Here is a 22,224-nt window from a genome sequence, read left to right on the forward strand (position 1 = left end):
ACCAGGAGTCATAATTTTTACCCAATTTTTGGAATAAAACCTTAACAAAAATTATCAACAATAGACTGGACTAAACAATTCTTTCTGGAATAAATTTTGCTCCATCCCGTTGAACTATATTCTTCAGGGGGCTGAAGCATTGAGCCTCACCAAACGCTCTGTTGCGGTGAGGCAAACCGGGAACAACATAAAAAAATAAAAGTGTTTTGTCTGCAAAAAGAAGAGACACAGGCGCAACTATTGCTGTGGACATGCCGATAAGCTGCTGGAGGTCTGTGCCTGGGTGTCGTCTCGGTACAGATTGGCAAATAAAAAAACATATTACATATTTTTCGATTATCCAAAATATAAGGGGGCCCTATGAATAAACACTCGAGGGAGATTTGCCTCGCTCTGTTTCTCTTCGTTTTCTTTTCCTTTCTAAAAACTTCCCATGCTGAAAGCCCCTACAACATCGGAAGTCCCACGCTCACCACGCTTTACCTTTCTCCCACAGGAAGAGACACCAATGATGGCAGCAGTGCTGCCCCTTTGGCAACAGTAACCGAGGCATTCAATCGCATGAATTTAGCGAGCACCGGCTACCGAATTCTCATGGCTCCAGGAACTTACGGCGCTGCGGCCTTTCCCATGGGTGGGGACTGGATTCCGGATATTCAGGGAAGCGCTGCCCATCCAGTCATTCTTGAAGCCAGTGGGGGAGCCGGTACCGTCAATATCACCACACCCCTCAACCTTTACCATATCGCCTACCTCTATTTTATCAATCTCGATTTTCGCAGTAGCCCGGGAGGAGGCAACACCATTCACATTGAACAAGGAGATCACATCCTCCTGAGAGGAAGCAAAATTATCTCGGATCATTCTCCTCAAGAAGCGCTTAAAGTTAACCAGTCTCAGTACATTTATTTTGAAAATGGTGAAGTGACGGGGGCCAGTAATGCGGTGATCGATTACGTTAGTGTTCAGTACGGTCACATCCTGAATTCAATCATCCACGGATCTGATAATTACTGCATGTACTTTAAGGGAGGCTCTGCCTATCTTCATTTTGAGGGAAATGAAATTTATGCCTGCGCGGTTGGAGGGTTTCAGGCCGGGAATGCTTCAGGACTAGATTATCTCGTTTCTCCTTGGCTCCATTACGAAGCCTATGAATTGAAATTTATTAATAATGTGATTCATGACAGCCCGGGTGCCTGCTTTGGGGTTGAGGGCGGCTTTGATATTTTGCTGGCTCACAATACTTGTTACAACATGGGACAAAACAGACAGATGATTGAGGTGTTGCTGGGTGGACGGCCTTGTTTTGATAGCCCTGGAGCCACTGGTATTTGTCAGGCCAATATTAATCTAGGTGCCTGGGGGGTTTCTTATGCTTTCAAAGGATATGGCTTGGCTGAATATGACTTTATTCCTGATCAGAATGTTTTTATCTATAACAATCTCTTTTATAATCCTAGCGCAACCAATAGCAGTACCAAGATTTTAGAAATAGCCGATCCTAATTATATTCATCATGCGACGATGTTGCCGCTTCCCACACGACCCGACAACAACTTGCAAATTCGGGGCAATATTTTCTGGAATGCTGGCGCAGACCTGCCTTTGGGAATTGGAACTGAAACCTGTGCCAATAGTAATTCCACCTGTAATGCCACCCAGTTGGCTGCTGAAAATACAATTAATACGCTTCAACCTCAGCTCATCAGTCCTTCGACAGGAAATTATCAACCCATAGCAGGAAGCAATCTTTTTGGGGCAAGAACTTACGATATTCCGGACTTCAGTGGGACAGACTATCCAGCACATCCCCAAGCCCCTATCGGTAATTTGTTGAATGATGTTCTCCTGGATAGAGCTGGAAATGCGCGCGGGACGAGCCTCATTGCCGGGGCGTACATTGGAACTGGAACCCCTCCTCCCGCACCCACTGGTGCTGACGTGGTGTTGCGCCTGAGTGACACTCCAGATCCTGTGATCAGCGGAAACACGGTCACTTATTCCGCCTCCATCAGCAACGCTGGCCCCGCTAGCGCTACTGGCGTGGCCTTCTCGGGGACAGTTTCTACGGGAGCCACCCTTGTTTCTGTCAGCAGCACCTTGGGAACTTGTAGCCACACGACCTCCAGTGTCAGCTGTTCGATAGGAAGTCTCAGCAATACACGACCTGGTGATTCCGCCACCGTAACGGTGGTCGTAAATCCCAACACAAGCACTGGCGTCGCTTTCTCGGGGATTGTCGCAAGCAGCTCAGATCCCAACAGCAGCAACAACTCGGCGACCGAAAATACCACTGTCAGCGCGGATCGCGATGGGGATGGAATCCCGGATAGCATCGACAATTGTCCGATGGTAGCAAACCCTGCACAGACTGACAGTGACGGAGATGGAGTCGGAGATGCCTGTGACAATTGCCCCACCGTTCCAAACCCCAATCAGGCAGACAGCAATGCCAATGGGGTGGGGGATGCCTGCGAAATCACCCGCGAACTCTCGGGAAGTATTTCCAATGCCCGACAGACTTGTACGGGTTCCGGAACCTCCCAGCGCTGTACCGTCAGCGCCACCCTCTCTTTGCTAAATAGTGGCAGCCAGGCGGCAAACTCAGTTCTGGTCAATTTTTATCGTTCTGCAAACAACAGCTACGAAAGTACAGACACCTTGCTGAGTCAAAGTACAGTCAATGTCGGAGCCAATCAAACCCTCAGCGTAACTCTCTCCAACACCTTGGCGGCGGGACAAAGCGCCGCAGGGCAATATTTACTCGCTCGCATTGACCCCAACAATACCATTGTCGAAACAAATGAAAACAACAACCTGGTGGTCTCAAACGTCATCCCCAGTAGCACAACAACTTCCACATCCACCTCTTACAATGCAGGGGGAAGAATCAGTAATTCAAGTGGGACGGCCATAAGCGGTGTCACCCTCACCTTCTCCCGGGTTTCCGGAACCGGAACTCTTCCTGCTGCGCTTCAAAGTGATACCAGTGGAAACTACTCCCAGTCTGGATTTCAGACCGGCACCACCTATCGGGTCAGTCCCAGCAAATCGGGCTACACCTTCAGCCCCACTTCTCTCAATTTCAGTGCTACAAGCAGCGGGTTGAACTTTGTGGGAAGCGTCCCTGTCACCACCCCCTCAAGCAGCACGGTACTTCCCAGCATTAACGCAACCTTAAAAAGTCACCTTCGGAGCCTCTTGACCAGCGGACAAGCTGCCGGACGCCATGCCGGTGTTTTTTCAAAAATCGGAGATGACAATACCGGCCCCACCTGGGGATATCTAATGAACGTGGGATGCGGATGGGGAAACATCAGCACCTATACGGCCTTAAACCCAACGTTAGACTACTTCAGCCAGGCTCTCCTTTCCGGCTTACAAGTCGGTCCCGGCTGTCCTGACAATTCCTTTACCCATACGAGCCTGGCCGCTCGAGAGGGTTTGAGTGCCTCGAACGCCCTGACTCTCGCCCAACAAGAGTTGGACAACAGCCAGGCGGCGATTGCCTTTATTATGCTGGGAACCCATGACCTCGCCAGCAATGACACGACGGCTTTTCATAACAACCTGACGGCCATAGTTCAGATGGCGATGAACCGTGGGGTAATCCCAATAATCTCGAGTATCCCTCCCCGTTTGGATGACAGCACGCTCAACGCCCGTATCGGCGCCTACAATGCAGTTGTGGCCCAGGTGGCTCAGGAAAACCAGATTCCACTCTGGGACTTCTGGCAGGCCCTCCAACCTACCACCCTGATCAGCAAGGGGCTTGAACCCGGCAGCTTTTTGCTCAGCACCTACGCTGGAGGAGATGCCTTCAACTTTACGGCGGCAGGCCTGCGTTACGGTTTCAACGTAAAAAATCTGAACACCCTTCAGATTTTGGAGAAAATTAAAAGAATCGTCATCGATAACGGCGCCGCCGATTGAGATGAGCAAACCGATTATTCTGCTAGTAGAAGATGAACCCAGCATTAGCGACACCCTCCGTTACGCCTTAGAAACGGAGGGTTTTGGGGTGATTGTTTCCTCCAGTGTCAAGGCAGGAAGAGAGGTGCTAGAAAAAGAAAAAGTGGACGCGTTGCTTCTTGATGTCGGCCTGCCGGATCAAAATGGTTTCGAATTTTGTAAGGAAATTCGCAAAACCTCTTCGCAGGTACTGATCACCGATTTTTATGGAAAAGTAATTTTCGATTCCAACAATGGAAAGCAGGAAGGGCAAGATTATTCGGAATGGCGGGATTTTGTACTGACCAAGCGCGGCCAATATGGCTCTCGAAGCAGCAAAAATCCGGAAGATCTCAGCAGCTCTATTTTACATGTCGCGGCACCCATCCAGCAAAATGGGATGAAGGCCCCGGTATTCCTGATTACGCCCAAGAAAAAGTTTTTGAAAAGTTTTTCTCACTTTCTCGGCCCTCTACGGGAAAAAAGAGTACAAGCTTGGGCTTAAGCTTTGTAAGAGAAGTGGTAAATTTACACGGAGGACAAATCAGTCTCTTGAATAAAAATCCTGGCTGCAAGGTTATCCTCAAGATTTGAGAATATTATTCGTCTATTGACTCTTTTCCTACATTAGTCAACACTATGACTAATTAGGAGTTTTTATGAAGACAGTTAATATTCATGAAGCCAAAACTTATCTTTCTGCCATTTTGGTAGAAGTTCAAAATGGAGAAGAGGTGGTTATTTCTAAAAATAATCTTCCTATTGCGAGGCTCATTCCAGAAAAAATAAAACGAAAACGCGTTGCAGGCACGGCAAAAAATAAAATCAAATTAAAAAAGGGATTTGAAAAACCGCTTCCTTTATCGATGATCCGGGAGTTTGAATCTTGAAAATTCTTCTCGATACTCACATCTTTATTTGGTGGATACACGACAATGCCCAGTTGTCCAAAAAAGCCAGGGCTTACATCGAAAACGAAAACAATGACCTATTTCTCAGTATTGCAAGCGTCTGGGAACTTTCTATCAAGTTGGCGTTAGGAAAAATTGAGTTGTATCAAGATCTGGAATTCCTGATTTCTGAAGAATTAGAAAAAAATAATATTGATTTGCTACCCATTAAACTGAAGCACGCCCTGCATGTAAACAAACTCGCCCATTACCATCGTGACCCCTTTGACCGAATGCTTGTCTCTCAAGCCTTGGTAGAAGGGATTCCGCTTCTCTCCGATGATTCACTATTCAAAAAATATGCAGTAGAGCTCCTTTATTAGATAGCTACAAAATTTCATCTCGATTTCATCCTCACTTCTGGTTTACAGGCTGTGTCCTTGCTGCACTGAGTTTTGGACTCACTTATAAGTATCGCCATCACTTATGGCGCATGGGATTTTTTCTGTTCCTGGGTTTATGCGCCTGTCTTCAAATGTTCTGTATGAATCAACGAAAGGAATTCGTCATGCACGCGTCACCCAAAGTACTTCAACTTTTAGGAAGACATACCATCGTTGGTTATCACGATCTCGAAGAATTAAAAACGCTGGTTCAAAAAGGCGCAGTGGGCTGGGTTTTTATTTCGCAACGCAATTTGCGCGGAAAAACTTTCGAACAGATGCAACTAGAAATCGAAAGTCTGCAAGAAATTCAGAAGCAGGCGGGCCGAGATCCCCTCTTTATTGCCACGGATCAGGAAGGAGGACTGGTCAGCAAACTCTCTCCTTTGCTGACTCACCTGCCTCCGCTGTCACAAGTTCTGGAAGACAGACCCTCTACCGAACAACTGGCCTTTCGTGTAAAAGATTATGCCTCTACCCAAGCCAAAGAGCTTTTCGATTTGGGCATTAATGTGAATTTTGCTCCGGTGGTCGATCTGAAAAATGAGCATCCCAAAGATTTTATCGATACCCACAGTCTGCTCGATTTGAGGTCTATCTCGAGCAATCCCCAAGAAGTAAGCCAGGTCACAAAATATTACCTGGAAGCCTATAATGAGTTTGGTGTAATCCCCACCCTGAAACATTTCCCCGGTATGGGACGCATCCAGCAGGACACCCATTTCAAAAGTGGTATTTTGAATTTGAGCAAACAAGAACTTCAGGAAAAAGATTGGCTGCCTTTCAAAGAAAATCTCTCTCCCAGCAAGGCCTGGATCATGATGGGCCACACCCAAATTACAGCGATTGACGCGCACGAGCTGGCCGACCTTTCCCCAAAAGTGATTCAGGGACTGATTCGCGGCGAATGGCAACACGAAGGGGTTTTGATCAGCGACGATTTCAGCATGGGCCCGGTTTATTCGCGTAATGGAGGGGTGGGAGTGGCTGCGGTGGATGCCCTGAATGCCGGCTTGGATATGATTCTGATCTCTTACGATCCTGATCTTTACTATGAAGTGATGCACGGCCTCATTAAGGCCTTCGAGCAGAATCAACTGCATACTGCACAGCTGGGAAAAAGTGAGGAGAGATTGAATCAAAGCAGAAAATATCTCACAAGACACTTTTTGAGTTTACGATGACGGGACATTATCGGTATAGAAAATAAGGCCCTGTTATTCGCCATTCTTATGAAAAGGTTTGAACGCAAAATATTAACATTTTTACTTCTTTTCATTCTACCCCTATTTTATTTCAAATGGAGTTTTCGAAATCAGATTTTCCAATCTTCCTCGGATATCAAAGATAAAACTGAAGTCGCCTTAGTCTTGGGTGCTGGCTTAAAAAAAGCAAATGAGCCCAGTTTAGTTTTAGCCGACCGAGTGGTCACCGCAGTCAATCTTTTGAAAGAAGGAAAAGTTCAAAAACTTTTATTGAGCGGCAAAAAAATTCCTTATTACGATGAAGTGAAGGCCATGAAAAGTTATGCCCTCAGACTTGGAGCAAGTCCCGATCAGCTTCTTTTGGACGAATATGGATTTCGAACAATTGACAGCTGCCAGAATGCAAAAGAAATTTTCAAACTAGATCGAGTGATTGTCATCAGCCAAAGCTTTCATCTGCCACGGAGTTTATATCTCTGTGATAAATTGGGAATCAAAGCGCTAGGCCTTTCTGCGGACATCAGCCCCTATCCCTTTTATGGAAAATTAAAATGGAATATTCGTGAGGCCTTTGCCTCCTGGAAGGCCTTGTGGGATATTTTGGTATTGCAAAACAAAGAAATTGATTCAATATCTTAAAAGGAAAATATCATGAATACCCTTCTAAGCGACTTCCCAAAAATTCACTCCCCATTCATTCGACAGACCTTTGCCGCCAATAAAGAGCAATGGAAAAAACAGGGTTCGCGATTAAAACTCAAAAACCCTGAAGTCTATCTCGTGATTGATCGCATCAATCCTGGTTACGAGTGGGTGTTTGAAGATCCAGACACCTTTGCGGTAGAAAAACTGGATGGAACCAATGTGAAAATTCTCACTGAAAAAGGCCGCCTGCTGGTCGTGCAAAATCGCAAGAATCCCATTGATCCTTTGCAAGTGATGCATGGGAAAACTTTTATCATCGAAGGCATTCTTCGCTCGGTGGGAAAAGGATATGTACAAGAAAATGGAGAACAAACAGGCGAAGTGATTGGCCCCAAGCTACAGGGAAACCCCTATAAACTCGATCTGCACGAATGGTACCCCTTTGAAAAAGCCACTACCGATCTTCGCTATAAATCTTTCGATGAACATGCCCGCACCTTTGACAACTGGAGTGCCTGGTTTAAAGATTGGTTGCATTCTCGCTATTTCACCAAACGCGCTTCCAAACTGGGTTTGCAGGAAAAAGTATTTGCCGAAGGAGTGATTTTCTACAACCTCAAACGCCGCGCAGCAAACCAAACCTGGATGGCCAAATTGAGGCGAGACATGTTTGATTGGTATTACAGCGAACACATCGAAATTCTGGATTACAACAAAGCAGGACGGGAAGAAATAGAAGATCAGGAAAAATTTGATTGATTGCTTCAAGTGTCACTCATTTGAAATCCTCCTTAATTATTTTCTTAGAATAATCTTAGCAATTAACCGGCTAATCGGCTCACGGGATAACGTCTAGTGGTTTTGGCTAAATTTTTGAGAGAAGTTTATTTGAGAGAGTTGTTCTGAGAGTCTGCTGAGTTTGAGGAGGAGATTTTTTTTAGAGAAAGTGGGAAGCAGCGCAGATTTTCTAATCAGTGCTGCGGCTTGTTGTATGAGTATTTGCGGGTGCTCTTGTCTGTTGGATCTGGATTTTTGTTTTGAGGCGATAGGATATTCAAGCGATTGTTGTTCGAGGATTTGGATGGCTTTGAGGTATTCGTTTCGTAAATGAGAAGGAGTCACCTTGGCGTAACGAAGGGTCATCTCGATTCTTCTATGGCCCAGGAGTTTCATGAGGGAGACGATGCTGAGCCCTCCTGTGAGCAGAGAAGTGGCGTAGCTGTGGCGCAGGCGGTGGAAGGTGACCATACATTTTTTCCAGACCATTTGCATATTGCTTTGCCTATTCTCGACCTTTTTCAGCTTCAGCCGAGGATTTCTTAGCTTCTACCACCGCTATGGGACGTAAATCATTTCCAAGTAAAACATAGTCACAATATCCAACACCTTCACTATGGCCAAATTGATCAAAGACTTGATGTTCAATTTGCACACTAAGAGGATTATCAACAAGCCATCCGGCTTTGAGGAGCCTTTTGTCGATTATTTCTTTTCGGGTTTGTTGTTCGGACAAAATGACACCATCCGTTCTAAGCTAGCAAGACACCAGAGCTTCAAAGCTCCGCAATCTAAACAACTTCACTATTTTGCCACCACCACCATCGAGGGCCGCAATAATTTTCCCTTGAATTTATAGCCCGAACGATATTCCTGGATCACCGTATTTGCTGGGTGCTGATCGGATTCCTGATGAGCCACGGCTTCGTGGATGTGCGGATCAAAAGCATATCCTGCGCTGGCAAAGGCCTCGATGCCTAATTTTTCAATTGTCGTTTGAGTCTGCTTTTGAATGAGGCGCATCCCCTCGAGCAAGGCATTTAAATCGGTAGATTGTTCGGCATGTTTTAAAGCCAGTTGCAAATCATCCAAAAGAGGTAAAATTTCCCGAATTATTTTTTCTTCACTCGAATACTTCAAGTCTTCTTTGTCTTTCAAAACACGTTTTCGATAGTTTTCAAATTCTGCATAAAGACGAACATACTTATCCTGATTTTCACGGGCTGTTTCCTCCGCCTTCTTTAAATTTTCTTCGGTCTCCCTGAGTTTCAGCTCCAATTCTTCCCTTTTTTTGTCACCCTCTTCAGTGGCCTCCTTTTTTTTCTGTAGTTCGGCTTCTTTTCTCCCCTGAAGCACCGATTTGAGTTCTTCGATTTTGTTTCCGCTATGCATATTTTTTTCCTCCATGCTAAAAAAATTCCGCAACGATCTCATTAGTTATCAACCTATACTTTGAGGGAATGAATAGGTTTTCCCCCTCCTGTTGAAGCCAGCCTTTTTGTAAAAGCTTGTTCACATTTTTCAAGCTTTTTTCCAAATCCTTTTGCCTGAATTTTTCACTCAAACTTTTCCAACTGATCCCCTGTTCCAAACGAAGACCCATCATCCAGGCCTCTTTCAAGGCAGTTTCAATATTAATCTGCTCCACTTTTTTGGCAGAAAAATCCTCTTTTGCCTTCAACTGATATTCCCGAGGGGCCTTGGGGTTGGTCCAACGCAGACCATACAATTCGGTATCCGGATAAACTTCCTTGAAGCAATTTTTATTCAGAAACGAAACGGCCCCCGCCCCTAATCCCACATAATTTTCATAGTTCCAATAGGCAAGATTATGTTGGGCATAACGAGAGTTTTTTGCATAATTGGAAATCTCATAATGGCTGTAAGCCGATTCCCCAAGGATTTTTTCCCCCAATTGATGCATATCTGCCAAAGTTTCCGGGTCGGGCAATATCCACTTTCCCTCTTGCTGCTCTTTATAAAAACGTGTGCCCTCTTCTAACGTGAGTTGATAGAAGGAAAGATGTTCGGGCTGAAAAGACAAGGCCTCGCTTAAATCGTCCTCCACCTCTTCTAAAGTTTGCCCGGGAAAGCCATACATCAAATCGATATTAAAAGAACTCACTTGAAGCTTTTCAAACAAACCCAAGGTCTGCCTCGCCTCCTGGGCACTGTGCAGTCTCCCTAAAGGTTTAAGATAAGCCTCTTTAAAACTTTGCACCCCTACTGAAAAACGATTCACCCCAAGGGTCTGATAGGCCTTTATCTTTTCTTCGCTTAAACTTTTTGGATTGGCTTCGAGACTCACTTCGACGGCCTCACTGAAGCAAGGCCTCAGAAAATCAAAAATCTCCTGATAAGAAGAGGCCGAAAACAGAGAAGGAGTTCCCCCTCCAAAAAACAGGGACGAAAGCTGAAAGGGCTTTAATTGAGAAACAATTTTTAACCATTCCCCTTTCAAGGCCTGCACGTAGTCCTTTTCAAGCCGATCATTCACTTCGAAAACATAAGAATTAAAATCGCAATAATGGCATTTATATTCACAGTAGGGGAAATGCAGGTAAAGCGCGAGTTTCATATTTTCATATTTATGGCCTGCCGCGTTAAACATTTTTTAGAAGAGCCTCACTTCAATCTTGTAAAATAAGGTAAAATCTTTTATCAATAAAAATCACACTATTCAAAACTCATCCTCTTGCAACGGAGTTCCTTATGTCGTTACTTACCGATAAAATCAAAGAACTTATCTCGGTGGATTCCAAGAATCCATCCCTTAAATACGGCAAGGGAGATAGATCTGCAGTGGTGGTGAGTATCTGTTCCCAAAAAGGGGGAGTTGGAAAAACAACCTCTGCTGTCAATTTAGGTTCCACCCTGGCCAAATTTTTTAACCAAAAAGTATTAGTCATCGACCTGGATCCTCAGGGCCATGTGGAAAAATCTATCGGAAGCATCATCCCGGAGGGCCTCGAATATAGCCCTCTCTCGGCCATTTTGGTCTCCAAAAAAGGGAACCTGATGGATGCCATCGTCAAGACCGATTTGGACAACCTCTCCATCACCCCCGGCGACAAGAATCTCTACGAAACAGAGGGTTTGCTTTCGACAAAAATCGGAAAGGAATTCATTCTACAAGAAGCCATTCAAACCGCACGCACACATTTTGATATCGTCCTGATCGATTGCCCTCCCAACCTGGGAAACCTTACTCTCAATGCCTTGGTGGCCTCGGATTACTGTTTGGTCCCTTGTGAAATGAGTGTCTTGGCCTTTGAAGGGGTCAATGACCTCATTGAAACCTTAGAAACGGTAAATGAACGTTTGAACAAAAAACTCAAATTACTAGGTGTTGTCATGACCCGCGTGGATGTCCGCAATCAGGCCATGAACCGTGTCATTGAAGAAAATCTGGGTAATTATTTCAAGGGTCGCATCTTTAAAACAAAGGTCCATATCAATACCGCTTTAAACAAGGCCCAGCTGGAAGGCAAACCCGTGTTTGAATTTGAGGCTTCTTCCAGCGGTGCAGCAGATTATAGAGAACTGGCAGATGAACTTGTTAGAAAATTGAAAAAACTCAATTCCTTGGAAAACGCTGACAATAGCCCACGCCTGGCCCATGTAGCTTCAGCCTAAAAGGCCAGTTTTAAAAGATTCATCCATGCAACTATTGATCTTTTCTTTCTTTCTCCTCACCCTCCTTTTTAGCAATTTTTCTTTCGCCCGGGAGGGGACCCAAGAGACTAAAGACCCTTTTCCCTTCAACATTTTTTTCACAGAGCACCTTTTGAAAGTAAGCTCCGAGGCAGACACTTTTGCGGAAGGCAGCCTGAGAACAGTCTTGCTGAAAGCCGCAACTTTAAGGCATCAGAACGCCTTCAGCGTGATTAAAATAGAATTTGAAAATCAGGTAAAAAAAATAAACCTGCAGAAGAACCCCCTCCCTTCTTTGGATTTCGGCTTTGTGAGCATCGACTGTGGCTCCCATGTCATCCTCGACGCCTCCCTGATTCAGGAGAAGGGGGCCATTTTTGTTTTGGACTCCCAGGCAAATCAAATTAAAAATTGTGAGCTCACGCATTTTCCTGAGACAGGCATCCTTATTTTGGGGAACGAAAATAACATTGAAGGAAATCACTTTACCCAATCACCCAAATCCTCTGCCCTAGTTTTAGGGCCTCAAGCATCGCTTAATAAAATAAAAAATTGCCAATTTGAAAACCTGGACGAAGCCATTCACTTGAGTTCAAATAGTGGTTGGGGGAATGAGCTCAGCCAAAATCAATTCAAGCAAATTAATCAAAGAGAAATAATGAACAGGGCCTCCCGTTGGGATAGCCCCAAAATCAATTTAAGACAGATTTCCGGAAACACTTCGGAGATAGAACTTTTGGGGAACTTGAACGAAGAGGCAATGCTGGAGCTTTATTATTCCAGCAACGAAAAACAATGGCTGCCTTTGCAGCAGAAAAAAGTGCAGCCCAACTCAGGAGAATTCAGAATCAGCTTCAATGTCTCGGGCATCCCTTTGCAAAGCACCTTTGCGGTTATTGCTACAACTCTTCGAAAAAATACTTCGGAGTTTTCCAATGCCCTGCCTTTTCCCACTTCAAAGTCTGAAAGCAGCCCCGCTTCTGCTCCAGCCCTGCCCGCTGAGCATCCTGCAACGACTGTCCCCGAATCTCAGGAGGAATCTCCTAAAATTGACCCCTTGCTCAACAGCAACAAGCTTCCAGGTCTTGAAAATCTACCCACACCCAGCAGTGAAAAAAAATCAGAAATCAATATTCAGAGTAATAAAAAATCGGGGCCATCCGATTTTTTCAAGGTAGAAATCTTGGATGCTCCTTCGGTGCCTTAAAAGAAAAACTCTACTCCATCTTCCTCAATAATTCCTGCCAGGGATAAACAAAAATCTCGCCCTGCTTTTTAACCGTACTGCCCAGGTAAGCCACACAAAGTTTGGCCTTCTTCGGGTGGCATTCCTCAAAATGATGTAAGCCGCGCAGATCGGAGGGACCTACATTTACGGAAGCCTTCAGCTCGATTGCCCAGGTTTTGCCTTCCTTCTCCACAATAAAATCCACTTCTGCCCCATGTTCGGTACGATAAGTAAAAATGGAAGCCTCCTGACCGGAAGCCTGGGCACTGCTCAAAATCTGATTAAAGAAAAGATGCTCGAACAAAAGGCCCTTGCGATCATCCGAGGCATTAAAATTCTTGAGCAAGGCATTCAGTACACCGGTATCGAAAAAATAATACTTGGGAGATTTGATCAGCCTTTTTTTGGTATTCGTTCCATAACTTTCGCAGCGGTTCACCACCAAGGTATCTTCCAAAATTTCAAAATAGCGGGTGGCACTCTGACGGCTGATGTGGGCTTCGGATGCGAGTTTGGTAAAATCCAAAAAGTGCCCGGAATAATGGGCGGCCAAATATAAAAATCTGGAAAAACCCTCGAGATTCTGGGTGAGGGCCTCGGCCTGTATCTCCTCTTTCAAATAAGTGCCCGCATAAGAGGACAGGGTTTGCGTTTGCTCCTCCCGGTCTGCTTCCGTATAGATTCCCGGAAGACAGCCCGTTTCAAGGCATTGTTTACTATTCAAATGATAATCCAATTCACGAGCACAGAGCGGGCCCAGATGAAAGACCTGAACTCTGCCCGGTAGGAGGTTGGCATTTCCTCTTTTCAATTTTCTGGCACTGGAGCCGCTGAGGTAAAATTTGGGGGCCCATTTTTTTTCGTCGAGGAGATATTGAAGAGTGTTGAGCAAACTGGGAAGCCGCTGGACTTCATCGATGAAAACGCTTTTATAGGTTTTGGCCGCAAGCCTTTCCTCCAACTCTAGTGGATTGCGGGCGAATTCCATATAAGTGGCCTCGTGGGCAAGATTGATTTGAAGTTCAGGCTTGATCTGTTCCCGAATGAGTGTGGATTTCCCAGTCTGCCTGGGCCCCAGAAGTAAAACACTTTTTTTGGTTTTTAGTAAGGCAGAGGCAATTGATCTTTTTATCATAGTCTGTGCAAATTACGCGGTAAAACGCCCAAGGGTCAAATAAAATAAATTTATATTCTCTTCATCTCTTCAAAAAAACCCAGCAGGCTTTCTAGGGGAATTTCTTTATTTTCCCCGCTCTCTTTCATGTTTTTTAGCTGCAACAGACCTCGCCCAATCTCCAATTCCCCAGCAATCAGCGTCCAGTCTACTTCCCAGCGATTGGCCTCGCGGAGTTGAGCCTTGAGGGAACGACCTTCAAAATCGGTATGCACCCAATAGCCCAGGTCTCGAAGCTTAAAAAGAAAGGGATATAAAGCTTGAAAGGCCTTTTGCCCCAGGCTTGCAATGAATATTTTTTTTGGATTTGAAAAAGGAAGCGTTTGATTTTCAAGCAGGCTCACCAGACGTTCCATTCCCAGAGCGAAGCCGATGGCCGGGGTTGGCGCTCCTCCCAAATTTTCAACCAGACCATCATAGCGCCCACCTCCTGCGACTGCGTTTTGCGCCCCCAAATCACCGCTCACGAACTCAAAGGCCGTTCGGACATAATAATCCAATCCCCTAACCAGGCGATCATTGATTTCATAAGCAACATTCAAATCTCTTAAAGATTTTTGCACCCCATTAAAATGATCGACGCAAGGCTCACAAAGAGAATCCAAACTTTTAGGAATATCCTGAAGTAAATTCTGGCAGGAGGGATTTTTACAGTCTAGGACGCGCAAAGGATTTCGCCCCAGGCGATCCTGGCATTGCGCACAAAGTTGCTCTCGGAGAGGTTCCAAAACTTTCAACAATTCCTGGCGATAAACCGGTCGACAATCTTTACAACCCAAACTGTTCAGTTGCAGTCGGATAGAATCAAGCCCCAACTTTTTGAAAAGTTGATTCGCCAAGGCGATGACTTCTGCATCCACATAAGGAGAAGTCGCTCCAAATACCTCTGCCCCAATTTGAGTAAATTGACGAAAGCGACCTTTCTGAGGACGTTCATGACGAAACATCGGCCCCAGATAATAAAAACGGGAGTACTGGCCTCCAGCCCCGGCAAAACGTTCAATGTAGGCTCTTACCAGGGAAGCAGTCCCTTCGGGTCTCAAAGCAATACGCTTGCCATTGCGATCTTCGAAGGCATACATCTCTTTTTCGACAATATCGCTGGTGTTTCCCACGGCGTGTTGAAAGAGGGCTTCTTCTTCCAAAAGCGGAGGTCTCAGTTCAAAAAAAGCCGCCTGCTCAAAAATTTCTCGCGCGATCTTTTCAATGAAATTCCAGGTTTTGATTTCGGGGGGGCCTACATCGTGCATGCCTTTGATGGCAGAAAAACGCATATTCAAACTCTTTTTTTCTGTAACTGGCTAAGCGAATCATTTGGATTTTCGAAAGGGACACTAACCAACTACTTTCTTCTGATCGTACTCAAAAATCTCTTTGGCCTTCAGATAGATCTTTTCAAAATCGCCTTCTTTTTCCAATTTTGAGCGCTCAATTTTTTTCATCACCGATTCAGGGTCGTGTTTTCTGAGATATAAAATGCAAAGTTCTTTAAGTACATTCAGATCTTTGGGACGACGAAAATAGATTTTTTCCAGCACTTCGATCAACAGCTTAAGCTCTTTTGCACCCTCCTGCTTCAGCTGCTCGCTAATTTGCTCGTATTCCTTCAAAGCCGCATCCACCATCCCCTGGTTTAAATAAATTTCGGCTAAACGCATACGATGCATGGGATTTTGCGTATCAAGTAGCACCATTTTTTGGGCCACTTCCAATACTTTTTCTTTCTCCGCCCGGCTTTGATAATAATTGATCACAATCAGGTATTGATTAATGGCATCTTTGACCATTCCTAATTGAGGATAAATCTCAGCCAACTTTTCATTGTATTCCACACTCCCAGGCGACATGCGAATCATGTTCTTGTAGATGGCAACTGCCTTGAGAAAAAAACCCTCCCGAACATAGGCCTCAGCCACTTCTGTGAAAAGTTGTAAACCCAAGGCCAATTCTCGACGCTTGAAATAAATTTCACCCAGGCGGATCTTGGCACGCTGATCGTTAGGATTTGCCTGGCAACTTAGTAGCGCCTCTTTCAGTTCCTTCTCAAAGGGATTTTTATTAAAAATGCCTTTCAACGTAGTAAAAAATTGTTTTGCTTTATCACTCATAATTTACAGAATTTCTTTCAAAGCCCGCAAAGCCAACAAATAACTGAGCACCCCAAAACCCGCAATTTGCCCTTTTGCAACAGGGGCAATAAAAGAATGATGACGAAAATCTTCGCGCGAATAGATATTGCTCAAATGCACCTCGATGACCGGAATGGAAATCGCCGCCACGGCATCCCGCAAAGCCACAGAAGTATGGGTATAGGCCGCTGGATTTAAAATAAGACCCTGAAAATTTTGACGAGCTTCCTGGATTTTGGAAACAAGCTCTCCCTCGTGGTTACTTTGAAAAAAATTGACTGCCAAGCCGAGAGAATCTGCTTCCTTGGAAATTTTCTGGTTAATTTTTTCTAAGGTCAAATCGCCGTAAACCCCTTTCTCTCGTTCTCCCAGGAGGTTGAGGTTTGGGCCATGAATCACTAAAATTTTTCTCTTTGGACTCACAAACGCCTCTCTTGCACTTTCAGGAGTAAAAATTCCAGATTGAAAACTTTATCGGACAAAGACATTTTCACGACCTCTGCAGCCGAAGTTTTTGTTTCTGCAATTCCCTCCGATTTTGATTTCAATTCTTCCTGGACCTCAGCTTCTACCCTTGTTTCAGCCTTCTCTTGTTCCTCTTTTGCCGCCAAAGCCGCTTCTAATCTTTCTTTTCTCAAGCCCGGTTCCGTAATTTCCTCTTCCTCTTCAAGCACTTCTTCAGCAGCCTTTGCTGCCACTCCCGCAAAATTTTTCATGAAATTGGTTCGGGTCTTTTCGTAGAGCTCTTTCAAACTTTCATTTTCAGAATCTCTTGCCAACAATTTCTGGCAGATCTTACCCGCATGCAGCAAGTGCCCCTGAGCCAGTAAAATCTTCACCATGGTTTTGTTATGAAATAGGGGATCGAGTTCGAAGGCCATTGTTATTAGTTACTAGTTAGCAGTTACTAGTTCGCAGCTGCCAGCAAAGGTTGGATTACCCCTTACTGTTAACTAGTAACTAATAACTGCCAACTGCTAACTGTTTTTCAAGCAGTGTCTCAATTCTTTCTCCACAAAGTCCAGCGCTAATTTCTGGCTAAACACCTGTCCAATCTTTTTCATCAGGACATATTGTATCTGCCCCTGTTGCATCTTCTTGTCACGTGCCATCACCTGTAAATATTGAGAGGCCTTGAAGAAAGGGATTTGGATAGAAAATCCCGCTTTTATTATCAAATTTTTCAAACGCTGCTCACTTTGCAGCGAACAAAAACCCATGCGTTGTGAAAGCTGTGCGGCAAAGGCCATTCCCACTGCAACACCCTCTCCATGACTCATCTTTTTATAGCCCATTAAAGTTTCGGCGGCATGCCCCAAGGTGTGTCCAAAGTTGAGGATGATCCTCAAACCTTTGGTCTCCTTTTCATCTCCCTGAACCACCTTGGCTTTAATCTCCACACATTCCCGTACAATGCGCGCGAGTAGCCCGGGATCCAGTTTTAAGAAGGAATGAATTTGTTCTTCCAGCAATTTGAATAAAGAAGGGCTTTTTATGACGCCATATTTAATCACTTCTGCAGAACCACAAAGGATTTCCCGCTGGGGCAAGGTATTCAGATAAGAAGTATCAATATACACCAGATGAGGCTGATAAAAAGCACCAACCAGATTTTTTCCTTCCGGCAGATCTACAGCGGTTTTGCCACCTACGCTGGAATCGACTTGAGCGAGTAATGTGGTTGGAATCTGAATGAGGGGAAGCCCTCTTAAAAAAGTGGCCGCTGCAAAACCCGCCACATCTCCCACCACGCCCCCACCCAAAGCCACCACAGGCGTGTTGCGATCTACTTTGTGTTTTAAAAAAGCCTTATAGAGTTTTTGCAGGGTCTCCAAGGTCTTATATTTTTCTCCATCGGGCATGAAGACCGTATGCACTTCGCCCAAAGAAGAAAGCTTCTTTTCCAGCTGTTTACCATGCAAACGATACACTTTTGGATTGCTGACCATCACCCATTTTCTGGCTTTAAAAAAAGAAGAAAAGAGCTTTTCCAATTCTTTAGAACGACCTTCTACAAAATAAATGGAGTAGGGATTGCCGGAGAGTTTTAAATGAAGCAGAGGGGTCATATTTTAATATTGAATGTTACGATTTCTTATAAAAAAGTTTTCAGTTTTTCAGCATCCGGCAAAATATGCCTGTACTTGGCTGGAAGCTTGGCAGATCTTTTGTAGAGAGCAACTCCCATGGGCTTGCTGGTGTCCCGAAAAGAAAACTCCACAATTCTATGATTTTTTTCTTTGCACAGAATGATACCAATAGAAGGACTCTCGTGAGGCATTTTTATCAATTCATCCAGAGCTGACAGGTAAAAGTTCATTTTTCCTGCATATTCGGCTTTGAATTTACCTTTTTTGATTTCAATGGCAACAAGGCTTTGAAGTTTACGATTAAAAAAAAGCAGATCAATAAAAAACTCATTCCCATCCACAATCAACCGGTACTGGTTGCCGATAAAACTGAAATCTGACCCAAGTGCCATGATGAATTTTTTTAGGTTGTTTACAATAGCATGTTCCAAAACCCGTTCATCAGGTTCTTCGTCAGGGTCTTCTATGTTGACAAAATCAAGCAACAGCTCGTCTTTGAAGGAATGGAGCGCTCTCGTCCGAAATGCATTGTCGGTTATCGTTTTTGGGAAATTGTTTTGCAACATACCCTTTCGGGAAAACAGATCTTCTTTGATATGATATTTCAATTTTTCAACACTCCAAAAATCTGTAGCGCACTGCTCGACATAAAACAGACGAGCTTCTTCTTTTTTGACTTTTGAGATAATTTCAATGTGGTGAGTGAAACCAACCCGTGTAAAATTCGCTGTCTCCAAATCGCCAGTTGCCAACTGGCGATTTTTAAAATGGCCTTTCCAGACCTCGTAAAAAAGACGCATATTCTTGATATTACTCGGAGAAAATCCCCTCAGACCAGGAAGTTCTTGTTGCAACCGATCAGAAATAATTTCGATGGCAGCGATGCCCCATTGATGATTGCGAGTATTCTCAGAAACATACCTGCCCACAGAAAAATAGAGAGAAAGAAGTTCTCGATTGGCAAGCGCCGCCGCCGTGTAGCGACTTTTCAAAATGGCGTCTTTGATTTTCCTGATGGCACCCGAATAGTCTTTCAATCTAGATACACCAATCGAACTTTTACTCATCGCTTACCTCCATGGGGCGAATCATGGATATTCTTTTTTAAGTCGCTCAATAATTTTTTGAACGACTTCATCAATAGCCAAGCCGCTCGTATCGATTTGAATCTTCACCTTGGAATAAATTTTTTTTCGATCCTGCAACAATTTCTCAATTTTTTTTCGTCTATCTCCGCCCTGTAAAAGTGGCCGTTCATTTTCATGCCCTAAACGCCTTACAATTTCATCGACATTCGCAGAGAGAAGAATCATGACGCTGGAAGAAGCCAAAAGCTGAAAATTTTCTTTATCCAAAATAGCGCCACCCCCTACGGATAAAACTGTTTTTTCATTTTTGGAAAGAAACTTGGAGAGGGTTTCTTTTTCAATCTTACGGAAATGCTCCTCCCCTTCTGTCTCAAAGATCTGCTGGATGCTTCGCGCTTCACGCGCCTGAATTTCTCGATCACTGTCAAAAAATTGATATCTCAGTGCCAGAGAAAGCGATTTGCCTACTGCACTTTTACCCGTACCCATGAAACCGCAGAGTGTGATTAAGGATGGAAAAGATGCCATGATAACCTAAAAATTTTGTACCTGTTTCAAATATCCCTTTAAATTTTTCTTCAACTCCAAAAGAGAATCCCCTCCAAATTTTTCGAGGAAGGCATCCGCCAAGGTAATCGCCACCACATTTTCTGCAATAACCGCAGCGGCCGGCACTGCACAAACATCCGATCTCTCAATCGAGGCCTTGTAAGCTTGCTTGCTTTCAATATCCACCGAGTCCAGAGGTTTGTACAAAGTTGAAATCGGTTTCATGGCCGCACGTAAAACCAAAGGCTCCCCGTTGGTCATGCTGCCTTCCAGACCTCCGGCGCCATTGGACTTGCGAACATATTTTTTTTCTTTGGAATTATAATAGAGAGAATCGTGGACTTCCGATCCCAAAAGACGAGCGGCCTCGAAACCCAGACCTATCTCGACGCCTTTAATCGCTTGAATGCTCATCAGGGCCTGAGCCAGTTTTCCATCCAGCTTTCTATCCCACTGAACATAAGAGCCTAAACCCGGCGGCAAATTGAAGGCCAAAACTTCAATAACTCCACCCAAGCTGTTTCCGCTTTTTCTGGCCTGATCGATGATTTTGATCATCGCCAATTCTGCTTTTGCATCGAAAGTTCGAACAGGAGATTTTTCACAACGTGCCACGAGCTTATCAAAAGCAGGGGGCTCCGCGCTTACCTTTACTCTTCCAATAGACTTCACATAAGAAGTGAGAGGAACACCTAAAGCTTCTAGTAATTGCCGGACAAGAGCCCCACAGGCAACTCTCACGGTAGTTTCACGAGCCGAGGCACGCTCCAAAATATTTCGAAGATCGCGGTGATTGTATTTCATCCCCCCGACTAAATCGGCATGACCAGGTCGGGGCTTGGTGACTACTCGCTTGAGTTTCCCAAACTTTCCCTCTATCGCCATCTCTTCTTGCCAACTCACCCAATCTTTGTTGTGTACTTGCAAGGTAATAGGAGAACCCAAGGTTTGACCAAAGCGGATGCCCGAAAGAATTTGAACTTCATCCTTTTCAATGCTCATACGGCCACCCCGACCATAACCTTGTTGGCGCCGCCATAATTGAATGTTGATTTTTTCGGAGGAAACGGGAACCCCGGCCGGCATTCCTTCAAGAATCACCGTCAGCGCCGGACCGTGGGACTCCCCACTTGTCAAATATCTTAAATTAGCCATTTTGATTTTCTTCAGATTCAGGAAAAACTTTTTCTTTATCGGAAAGCTGCAAACCCAATGCCAGTAAAATTTTGCGTTTGGTGTCCATGCGACAACTCATGCCCGACTCGATGCGATCAATAGTCAACGCGGATAAACTAGCTTTGCGAGCAAGCTCGGCCTTACTGACTAACAAGCTTTCGCGATACTTTCTGACAAAGTTTTTTACAGGGACAATGGGGACAGGATTATTATTTTCGGAATTCGTCATATCCAACAAACCTTTTTTTCAGGACTATTAAAATCTTCGCCCGAGGCTAAGCCTCGAGACTCAAGGTCTAAACATTCTTCACCTTAAAAATCAAATAAAGACTATAAAAAAATAATCATTCAGCAATAAAATTTAAATTTTAAATATAAAATATATATAATTATATATAATTAACGCATTGGATGAAGAAAGCGTATAAAATGAAAAAGGAATTGTGATCCCTTAAAAAAATACAGAATTGCCCCAAATGAAAGAAAGGGGCCAAAAGGTAACTTCGATTGAAAACGAAATTTATTGATCAAAATCAAGCTCAAACCCAGGAGAGACGCGGTTAAGGAGGCATAAAAGAAAATAAAAAAAATGGATTTCCAACCCAAAAAAGCGCCCAACATAGCCGCCAATTTAACATCGCCTCCCCCCAAGCCCTCTTGTTTACGAAGATATTCATAAAGAAAAGCGATGAGAAATAAAATGCCTGCACCAAGCAAGGCCCCCAAAAAAGAATCCAACAAGGCCTCTTTCCAATGAAGACTACCGTTGCTGTAGGCATGAAGGAGAAAACCCAAAGCGATACTTGGAAGACTGAGAATGTCCGGAATGAGATAATGTTTTAAGTCGATAACGCTAATGACGATGAGAGGAGAAATAAAAAATAAAAACCAAAGAAGAGAAGGAAGAGGCAATCTAAGTTTTATAAAACAAAAGTAAGCAAGCAAACCTGTTAAAAATTCCACAGAAGGATAAAGCCACGAAATTTTAGCATGACAATGTCTGCACTTCCCCCGTAAAAGAAGAAAACTGAGCAGAGGAATATTATCGTAAAATGCAATGGCCGACTGGCAACCCGGGCATTTGGACCTCGGTGCTACAATGGATTCCCCTTCTGGAATTCTTGCAATACAGACATTGAGGAAAGAACCAAAGACAAGCCCGAAAATAAAAAAATAGACTGCATAGAGAGTTTCCAAATTCATATTAGCCCTTTATTAATAA

The 22,224-nt window shown here is 44.3% G+C and carries 24 protein-coding genes; 9 read left to right on the forward strand and 15 right to left on the reverse strand.

Going from position 1 to position 22,224, the window contains the following annotated elements:
- Nucleotides 1-360 precede the first annotated feature (360 nt).
- The 7 genes from HQM15_03250 to HQM15_03280 all read left to right on the forward strand — a co-directional run bounded on the left by HQM15_03250 (nt 361) and on the right by HQM15_03280 (nt 7,896).
- Nucleotides 361-3,936, forward strand: a complete 3,576-nt coding sequence (locus HQM15_03250) for a thrombospondin type 3 repeat-containing protein (GenBank protein ID MBF0491776.1) — start codon at nt 361-363, stop codon at nt 3,934-3,936.
- Between the two features lie 303 nt (nt 3,937-4,239).
- On the forward strand, nt 4,240-4,548 hold the full coding sequence (locus HQM15_03255; GenBank protein MBF0491777.1) for a hypothetical protein: 309 nt from the start codon (nt 4,240-4,242) through the stop codon (nt 4,546-4,548).
- Nucleotides 4,549-4,613: 65 nt separating this feature from the next.
- A complete protein-coding gene (locus HQM15_03260; protein MBF0491778.1) occupies nt 4,614-4,844 on the forward strand; it encodes a type II toxin-antitoxin system prevent-host-death family antitoxin in 231 nt (76 codons plus the stop codon).
- A complete protein-coding gene (locus tag HQM15_03265; protein MBF0491779.1) occupies nt 4,841-5,227 on the forward strand; it encodes a type II toxin-antitoxin system VapC family toxin in 387 nt (128 codons plus the stop codon). The genes HQM15_03260 and HQM15_03265 overlap by 4 nt, the downstream gene beginning before the upstream one ends.
- 161 nt (nt 5,228-5,388) lie before the next feature.
- A complete protein-coding gene (locus HQM15_03270; protein ID MBF0491780.1) occupies nt 5,389-6,471 on the forward strand; it encodes a glycoside hydrolase family 3 protein in 1,083 nt (360 codons plus the stop codon).
- Between the two features lie 48 nt (nt 6,472-6,519).
- Nucleotides 6,520-7,131: a YdcF family protein gene (locus HQM15_03275; GenBank protein ID MBF0491781.1), complete on the forward strand. Its 612-nt coding sequence runs from the start codon at nt 6,520-6,522 to the stop codon at nt 7,129-7,131.
- Nucleotides 7,132-7,143: 12 nt separating this feature from the next.
- Nucleotides 7,144-7,896, forward strand: coding sequence for a hypothetical protein (locus HQM15_03280; protein MBF0491782.1), 753 nt, complete (start codon nt 7,144-7,146; stop codon nt 7,894-7,896).
- Nucleotides 7,897-7,989: 93 nt separating this feature from the next.
- On the opposite strand, the gene HQM15_03285 is transcribed toward HQM15_03280, so the two are convergent.
- The 4 genes from HQM15_03285 to hemW all read right to left on the reverse strand — a co-directional run bounded on the left by HQM15_03285 (nt 7,990) and on the right by hemW (nt 10,525).
- Complete coding sequence (locus HQM15_03285; protein MBF0491783.1) at nt 7,990-8,409, reverse strand: tyrosine-type recombinase/integrase; 420 nt, start codon at nt 8,407-8,409, stop codon at nt 7,990-7,992.
- A gap of 10 nt (nt 8,410-8,419) precedes the next feature.
- Nucleotides 8,420-8,650, reverse strand: coding sequence for a hypothetical protein (locus tag HQM15_03290; GenBank protein MBF0491784.1), 231 nt, complete (start codon nt 8,648-8,650; stop codon nt 8,420-8,422).
- A 68-nt stretch (nt 8,651-8,718) separates the two neighbouring features.
- Entirely contained in the window at nt 8,719-9,306 is a 588-nt protein-coding gene (gene grpE / locus HQM15_03295; GenBank protein MBF0491785.1) for a nucleotide exchange factor GrpE, read from the reverse strand.
- 16 nt (nt 9,307-9,322) lie between these two features.
- Nucleotides 9,323-10,525 (reverse strand): radical SAM family heme chaperone HemW, encoded by a 1,203-nt coding sequence (hemW, locus tag HQM15_03300; protein MBF0491786.1) that lies wholly within the window; start codon nt 10,523-10,525, stop codon nt 9,323-9,325.
- A gap of 101 nt (nt 10,526-10,626) precedes the next feature.
- Between hemW and HQM15_03305 the strand changes: the two genes are divergently transcribed.
- Together HQM15_03305 and HQM15_03310 are read left to right on the forward strand one after the other, a co-directional pair.
- Nucleotides 10,627-11,550: a ParA family protein gene (locus tag HQM15_03305; protein ID MBF0491787.1), complete on the forward strand. Its 924-nt coding sequence runs from the start codon at nt 10,627-10,629 to the stop codon at nt 11,548-11,550.
- Nucleotides 11,551-11,701: 151 nt separating this feature from the next.
- Nucleotides 11,702-12,775 (forward strand): right-handed parallel beta-helix repeat-containing protein, encoded by a 1,074-nt coding sequence (locus HQM15_03310; protein ID MBF0491788.1) that lies wholly within the window; start codon nt 11,702-11,704, stop codon nt 12,773-12,775.
- A 10-nt stretch (nt 12,776-12,785) separates the two neighbouring features.
- On the opposite strand, the gene HQM15_03315 is transcribed toward HQM15_03310, so the two are convergent.
- From HQM15_03315 to HQM15_03365, 11 genes are all read right to left on the reverse strand, one after another.
- Nucleotides 12,786-13,931: an ATP-binding protein gene (locus tag HQM15_03315; protein MBF0491789.1), complete on the reverse strand. Its 1,146-nt coding sequence runs from the start codon at nt 13,929-13,931 to the stop codon at nt 12,786-12,788.
- Nucleotides 13,932-13,981: 50 nt separating this feature from the next.
- The gene (locus HQM15_03320) at nt 13,982-15,244 is read right to left on the reverse strand and encodes a histidine--tRNA ligase (GenBank protein ID MBF0491790.1); all 1,263 of its coding nucleotides are present in this window, start codon (nt 15,242-15,244) and stop codon (nt 13,982-13,984) included.
- A 60-nt stretch (nt 15,245-15,304) separates the two neighbouring features.
- On the reverse strand, nt 15,305-16,078 hold the full coding sequence (locus HQM15_03325) for a hypothetical protein (protein ID MBF0491791.1): 774 nt from the start codon (nt 16,076-16,078) through the stop codon (nt 15,305-15,307).
- 3 nt (nt 16,079-16,081) lie between these two features.
- Nucleotides 16,082-16,504, reverse strand: coding sequence for a type II 3-dehydroquinate dehydratase (aroQ, locus tag HQM15_03330; GenBank protein MBF0491792.1), 423 nt, complete (start codon nt 16,502-16,504; stop codon nt 16,082-16,084).
- Between the two features lie 14 nt (nt 16,505-16,518).
- Complete coding sequence (locus HQM15_03335; GenBank protein MBF0491793.1) at nt 16,519-16,980, reverse strand: hypothetical protein; 462 nt, start codon at nt 16,978-16,980, stop codon at nt 16,519-16,521.
- 96 nt (nt 16,981-17,076) lie between these two features.
- Nucleotides 17,077-18,168, reverse strand: coding sequence for a 3-dehydroquinate synthase (aroB, locus tag HQM15_03340; GenBank protein MBF0491794.1), 1,092 nt, complete (start codon nt 18,166-18,168; stop codon nt 17,077-17,079).
- Between the two features lie 26 nt (nt 18,169-18,194).
- The gene (locus HQM15_03345; GenBank protein MBF0491795.1) at nt 18,195-19,256 is read right to left on the reverse strand and encodes a DUF1016 family protein; all 1,062 of its coding nucleotides are present in this window, start codon (nt 19,254-19,256) and stop codon (nt 18,195-18,197) included.
- Nucleotides 19,257-19,277: 21 nt separating this feature from the next.
- The gene (locus HQM15_03350; GenBank protein ID MBF0491796.1) at nt 19,278-19,805 is read right to left on the reverse strand and encodes a shikimate kinase; all 528 of its coding nucleotides are present in this window, start codon (nt 19,803-19,805) and stop codon (nt 19,278-19,280) included.
- 6 nt (nt 19,806-19,811) lie between these two features.
- Nucleotides 19,812-20,981: a chorismate synthase gene (gene aroC / locus HQM15_03355; protein ID MBF0491797.1), complete on the reverse strand. Its 1,170-nt coding sequence runs from the start codon at nt 20,979-20,981 to the stop codon at nt 19,812-19,814.
- Entirely contained in the window at nt 20,974-21,231 is a 258-nt protein-coding gene (locus tag HQM15_03360) for an XRE family transcriptional regulator (GenBank protein MBF0491798.1), read from the reverse strand. Before HQM15_03360 ends, aroC begins: the two co-directional genes overlap by 8 nt.
- A 170-nt stretch (nt 21,232-21,401) precedes the next feature.
- Complete coding sequence (locus HQM15_03365; protein MBF0491799.1) at nt 21,402-22,205, reverse strand: prepilin peptidase; 804 nt, start codon at nt 22,203-22,205, stop codon at nt 21,402-21,404.
- Nucleotides 22,206-22,224 lie beyond the last annotated feature (19 nt).

The sequence above is a fragment of the Deltaproteobacteria bacterium genome, from assembly GCA_015233135.1.
In the GTDB taxonomy this organism is placed as follows: domain Bacteria; phylum UBA10199; class UBA10199; order JADFYH01; family JADFYH01; genus JADFYH01.

What these genes read in the sequence shown, in the direction of transcription:
- HQM15_03250 (MBF0491776.1), top strand. Translation starts at nt 361, where the DNA reads ATGAATAAACACTCGAGGGAGATTTGCCTCGCTCTGTTTCTCTTCGTT.
- HQM15_03255 (MBF0491777.1), top strand. Translation starts at nt 4,240, where the DNA reads ATGGCGGGATTTTGTACTGACCAAGCGCGGCCAATATGGCTCTCGAAG.
- HQM15_03260 (MBF0491778.1), top strand. Translation starts at nt 4,614, where the DNA reads ATGAAGACAGTTAATATTCATGAAGCCAAAACTTATCTTTCTGCCATT.
- HQM15_03270 (MBF0491780.1), top strand. Translation starts at nt 5,389, where the DNA reads ATGAATCAACGAAAGGAATTCGTCATGCACGCGTCACCCAAAGTACTT.
- HQM15_03275 (MBF0491781.1), top strand. Translation starts at nt 6,520, where the DNA reads ATGAAAAGGTTTGAACGCAAAATATTAACATTTTTACTTCTTTTCATT.
- HQM15_03280 (MBF0491782.1), top strand. Translation starts at nt 7,144, where the DNA reads ATGAATACCCTTCTAAGCGACTTCCCAAAAATTCACTCCCCATTCATT.
- HQM15_03285 (MBF0491783.1), bottom strand. Translation starts at nt 8,409, where the DNA reads ATGCAAATGGTCTGGAAAAAATGTATGGTCACCTTCCACCGCCTGCGC.
- grpE (MBF0491785.1), bottom strand. Translation starts at nt 9,306, where the DNA reads ATGCATAGCGGAAACAAAATCGAAGAACTCAAATCGGTGCTTCAGGGG.
- hemW (MBF0491786.1), bottom strand. Translation starts at nt 10,525, where the DNA reads ATGTTTAACGCGGCAGGCCATAAATATGAAAATATGAAACTCGCGCTT.
- HQM15_03305 (MBF0491787.1), top strand. Translation starts at nt 10,627, where the DNA reads ATGTCGTTACTTACCGATAAAATCAAAGAACTTATCTCGGTGGATTCC.
- HQM15_03315 (MBF0491789.1), bottom strand. Translation starts at nt 13,931, where the DNA reads ATGATAAAAAGATCAATTGCCTCTGCCTTACTAAAAACCAAAAAAAGT.
- HQM15_03320 (MBF0491790.1), bottom strand. Translation starts at nt 15,244, where the DNA reads ATGCGTTTTTCTGCCATCAAAGGCATGCACGATGTAGGCCCCCCCGAA.
- HQM15_03325 (MBF0491791.1), bottom strand. Translation starts at nt 16,078, where the DNA reads ATGAGTGATAAAGCAAAACAATTTTTTACTACGTTGAAAGGCATTTTT.
- HQM15_03335 (MBF0491793.1), bottom strand. Translation starts at nt 16,980, where the DNA reads ATGGCCTTCGAACTCGATCCCCTATTTCATAACAAAACCATGGTGAAG.
- aroB (MBF0491794.1), bottom strand. Translation starts at nt 18,168, where the DNA reads ATGACCCCTCTGCTTCATTTAAAACTCTCCGGCAATCCCTACTCCATT.
- HQM15_03345 (MBF0491795.1), bottom strand. Translation starts at nt 19,256, where the DNA reads ATGAGTAAAAGTTCGATTGGTGTATCTAGATTGAAAGACTATTCGGGT.
- HQM15_03350 (MBF0491796.1), bottom strand. Translation starts at nt 19,805, where the DNA reads ATGGCATCTTTTCCATCCTTAATCACACTCTGCGGTTTCATGGGTACG.
- aroC (MBF0491797.1), bottom strand. Translation starts at nt 20,981, where the DNA reads ATGGCTAATTTAAGATATTTGACAAGTGGGGAGTCCCACGGTCCGGCG.
- HQM15_03360 (MBF0491798.1), bottom strand. Translation starts at nt 21,231, where the DNA reads ATGACGAATTCCGAAAATAATAATCCTGTCCCCATTGTCCCTGTAAAA.
- HQM15_03365 (MBF0491799.1), bottom strand. Translation starts at nt 22,205, where the DNA reads ATGAATTTGGAAACTCTCTATGCAGTCTATTTTTTTATTTTCGGGCTT.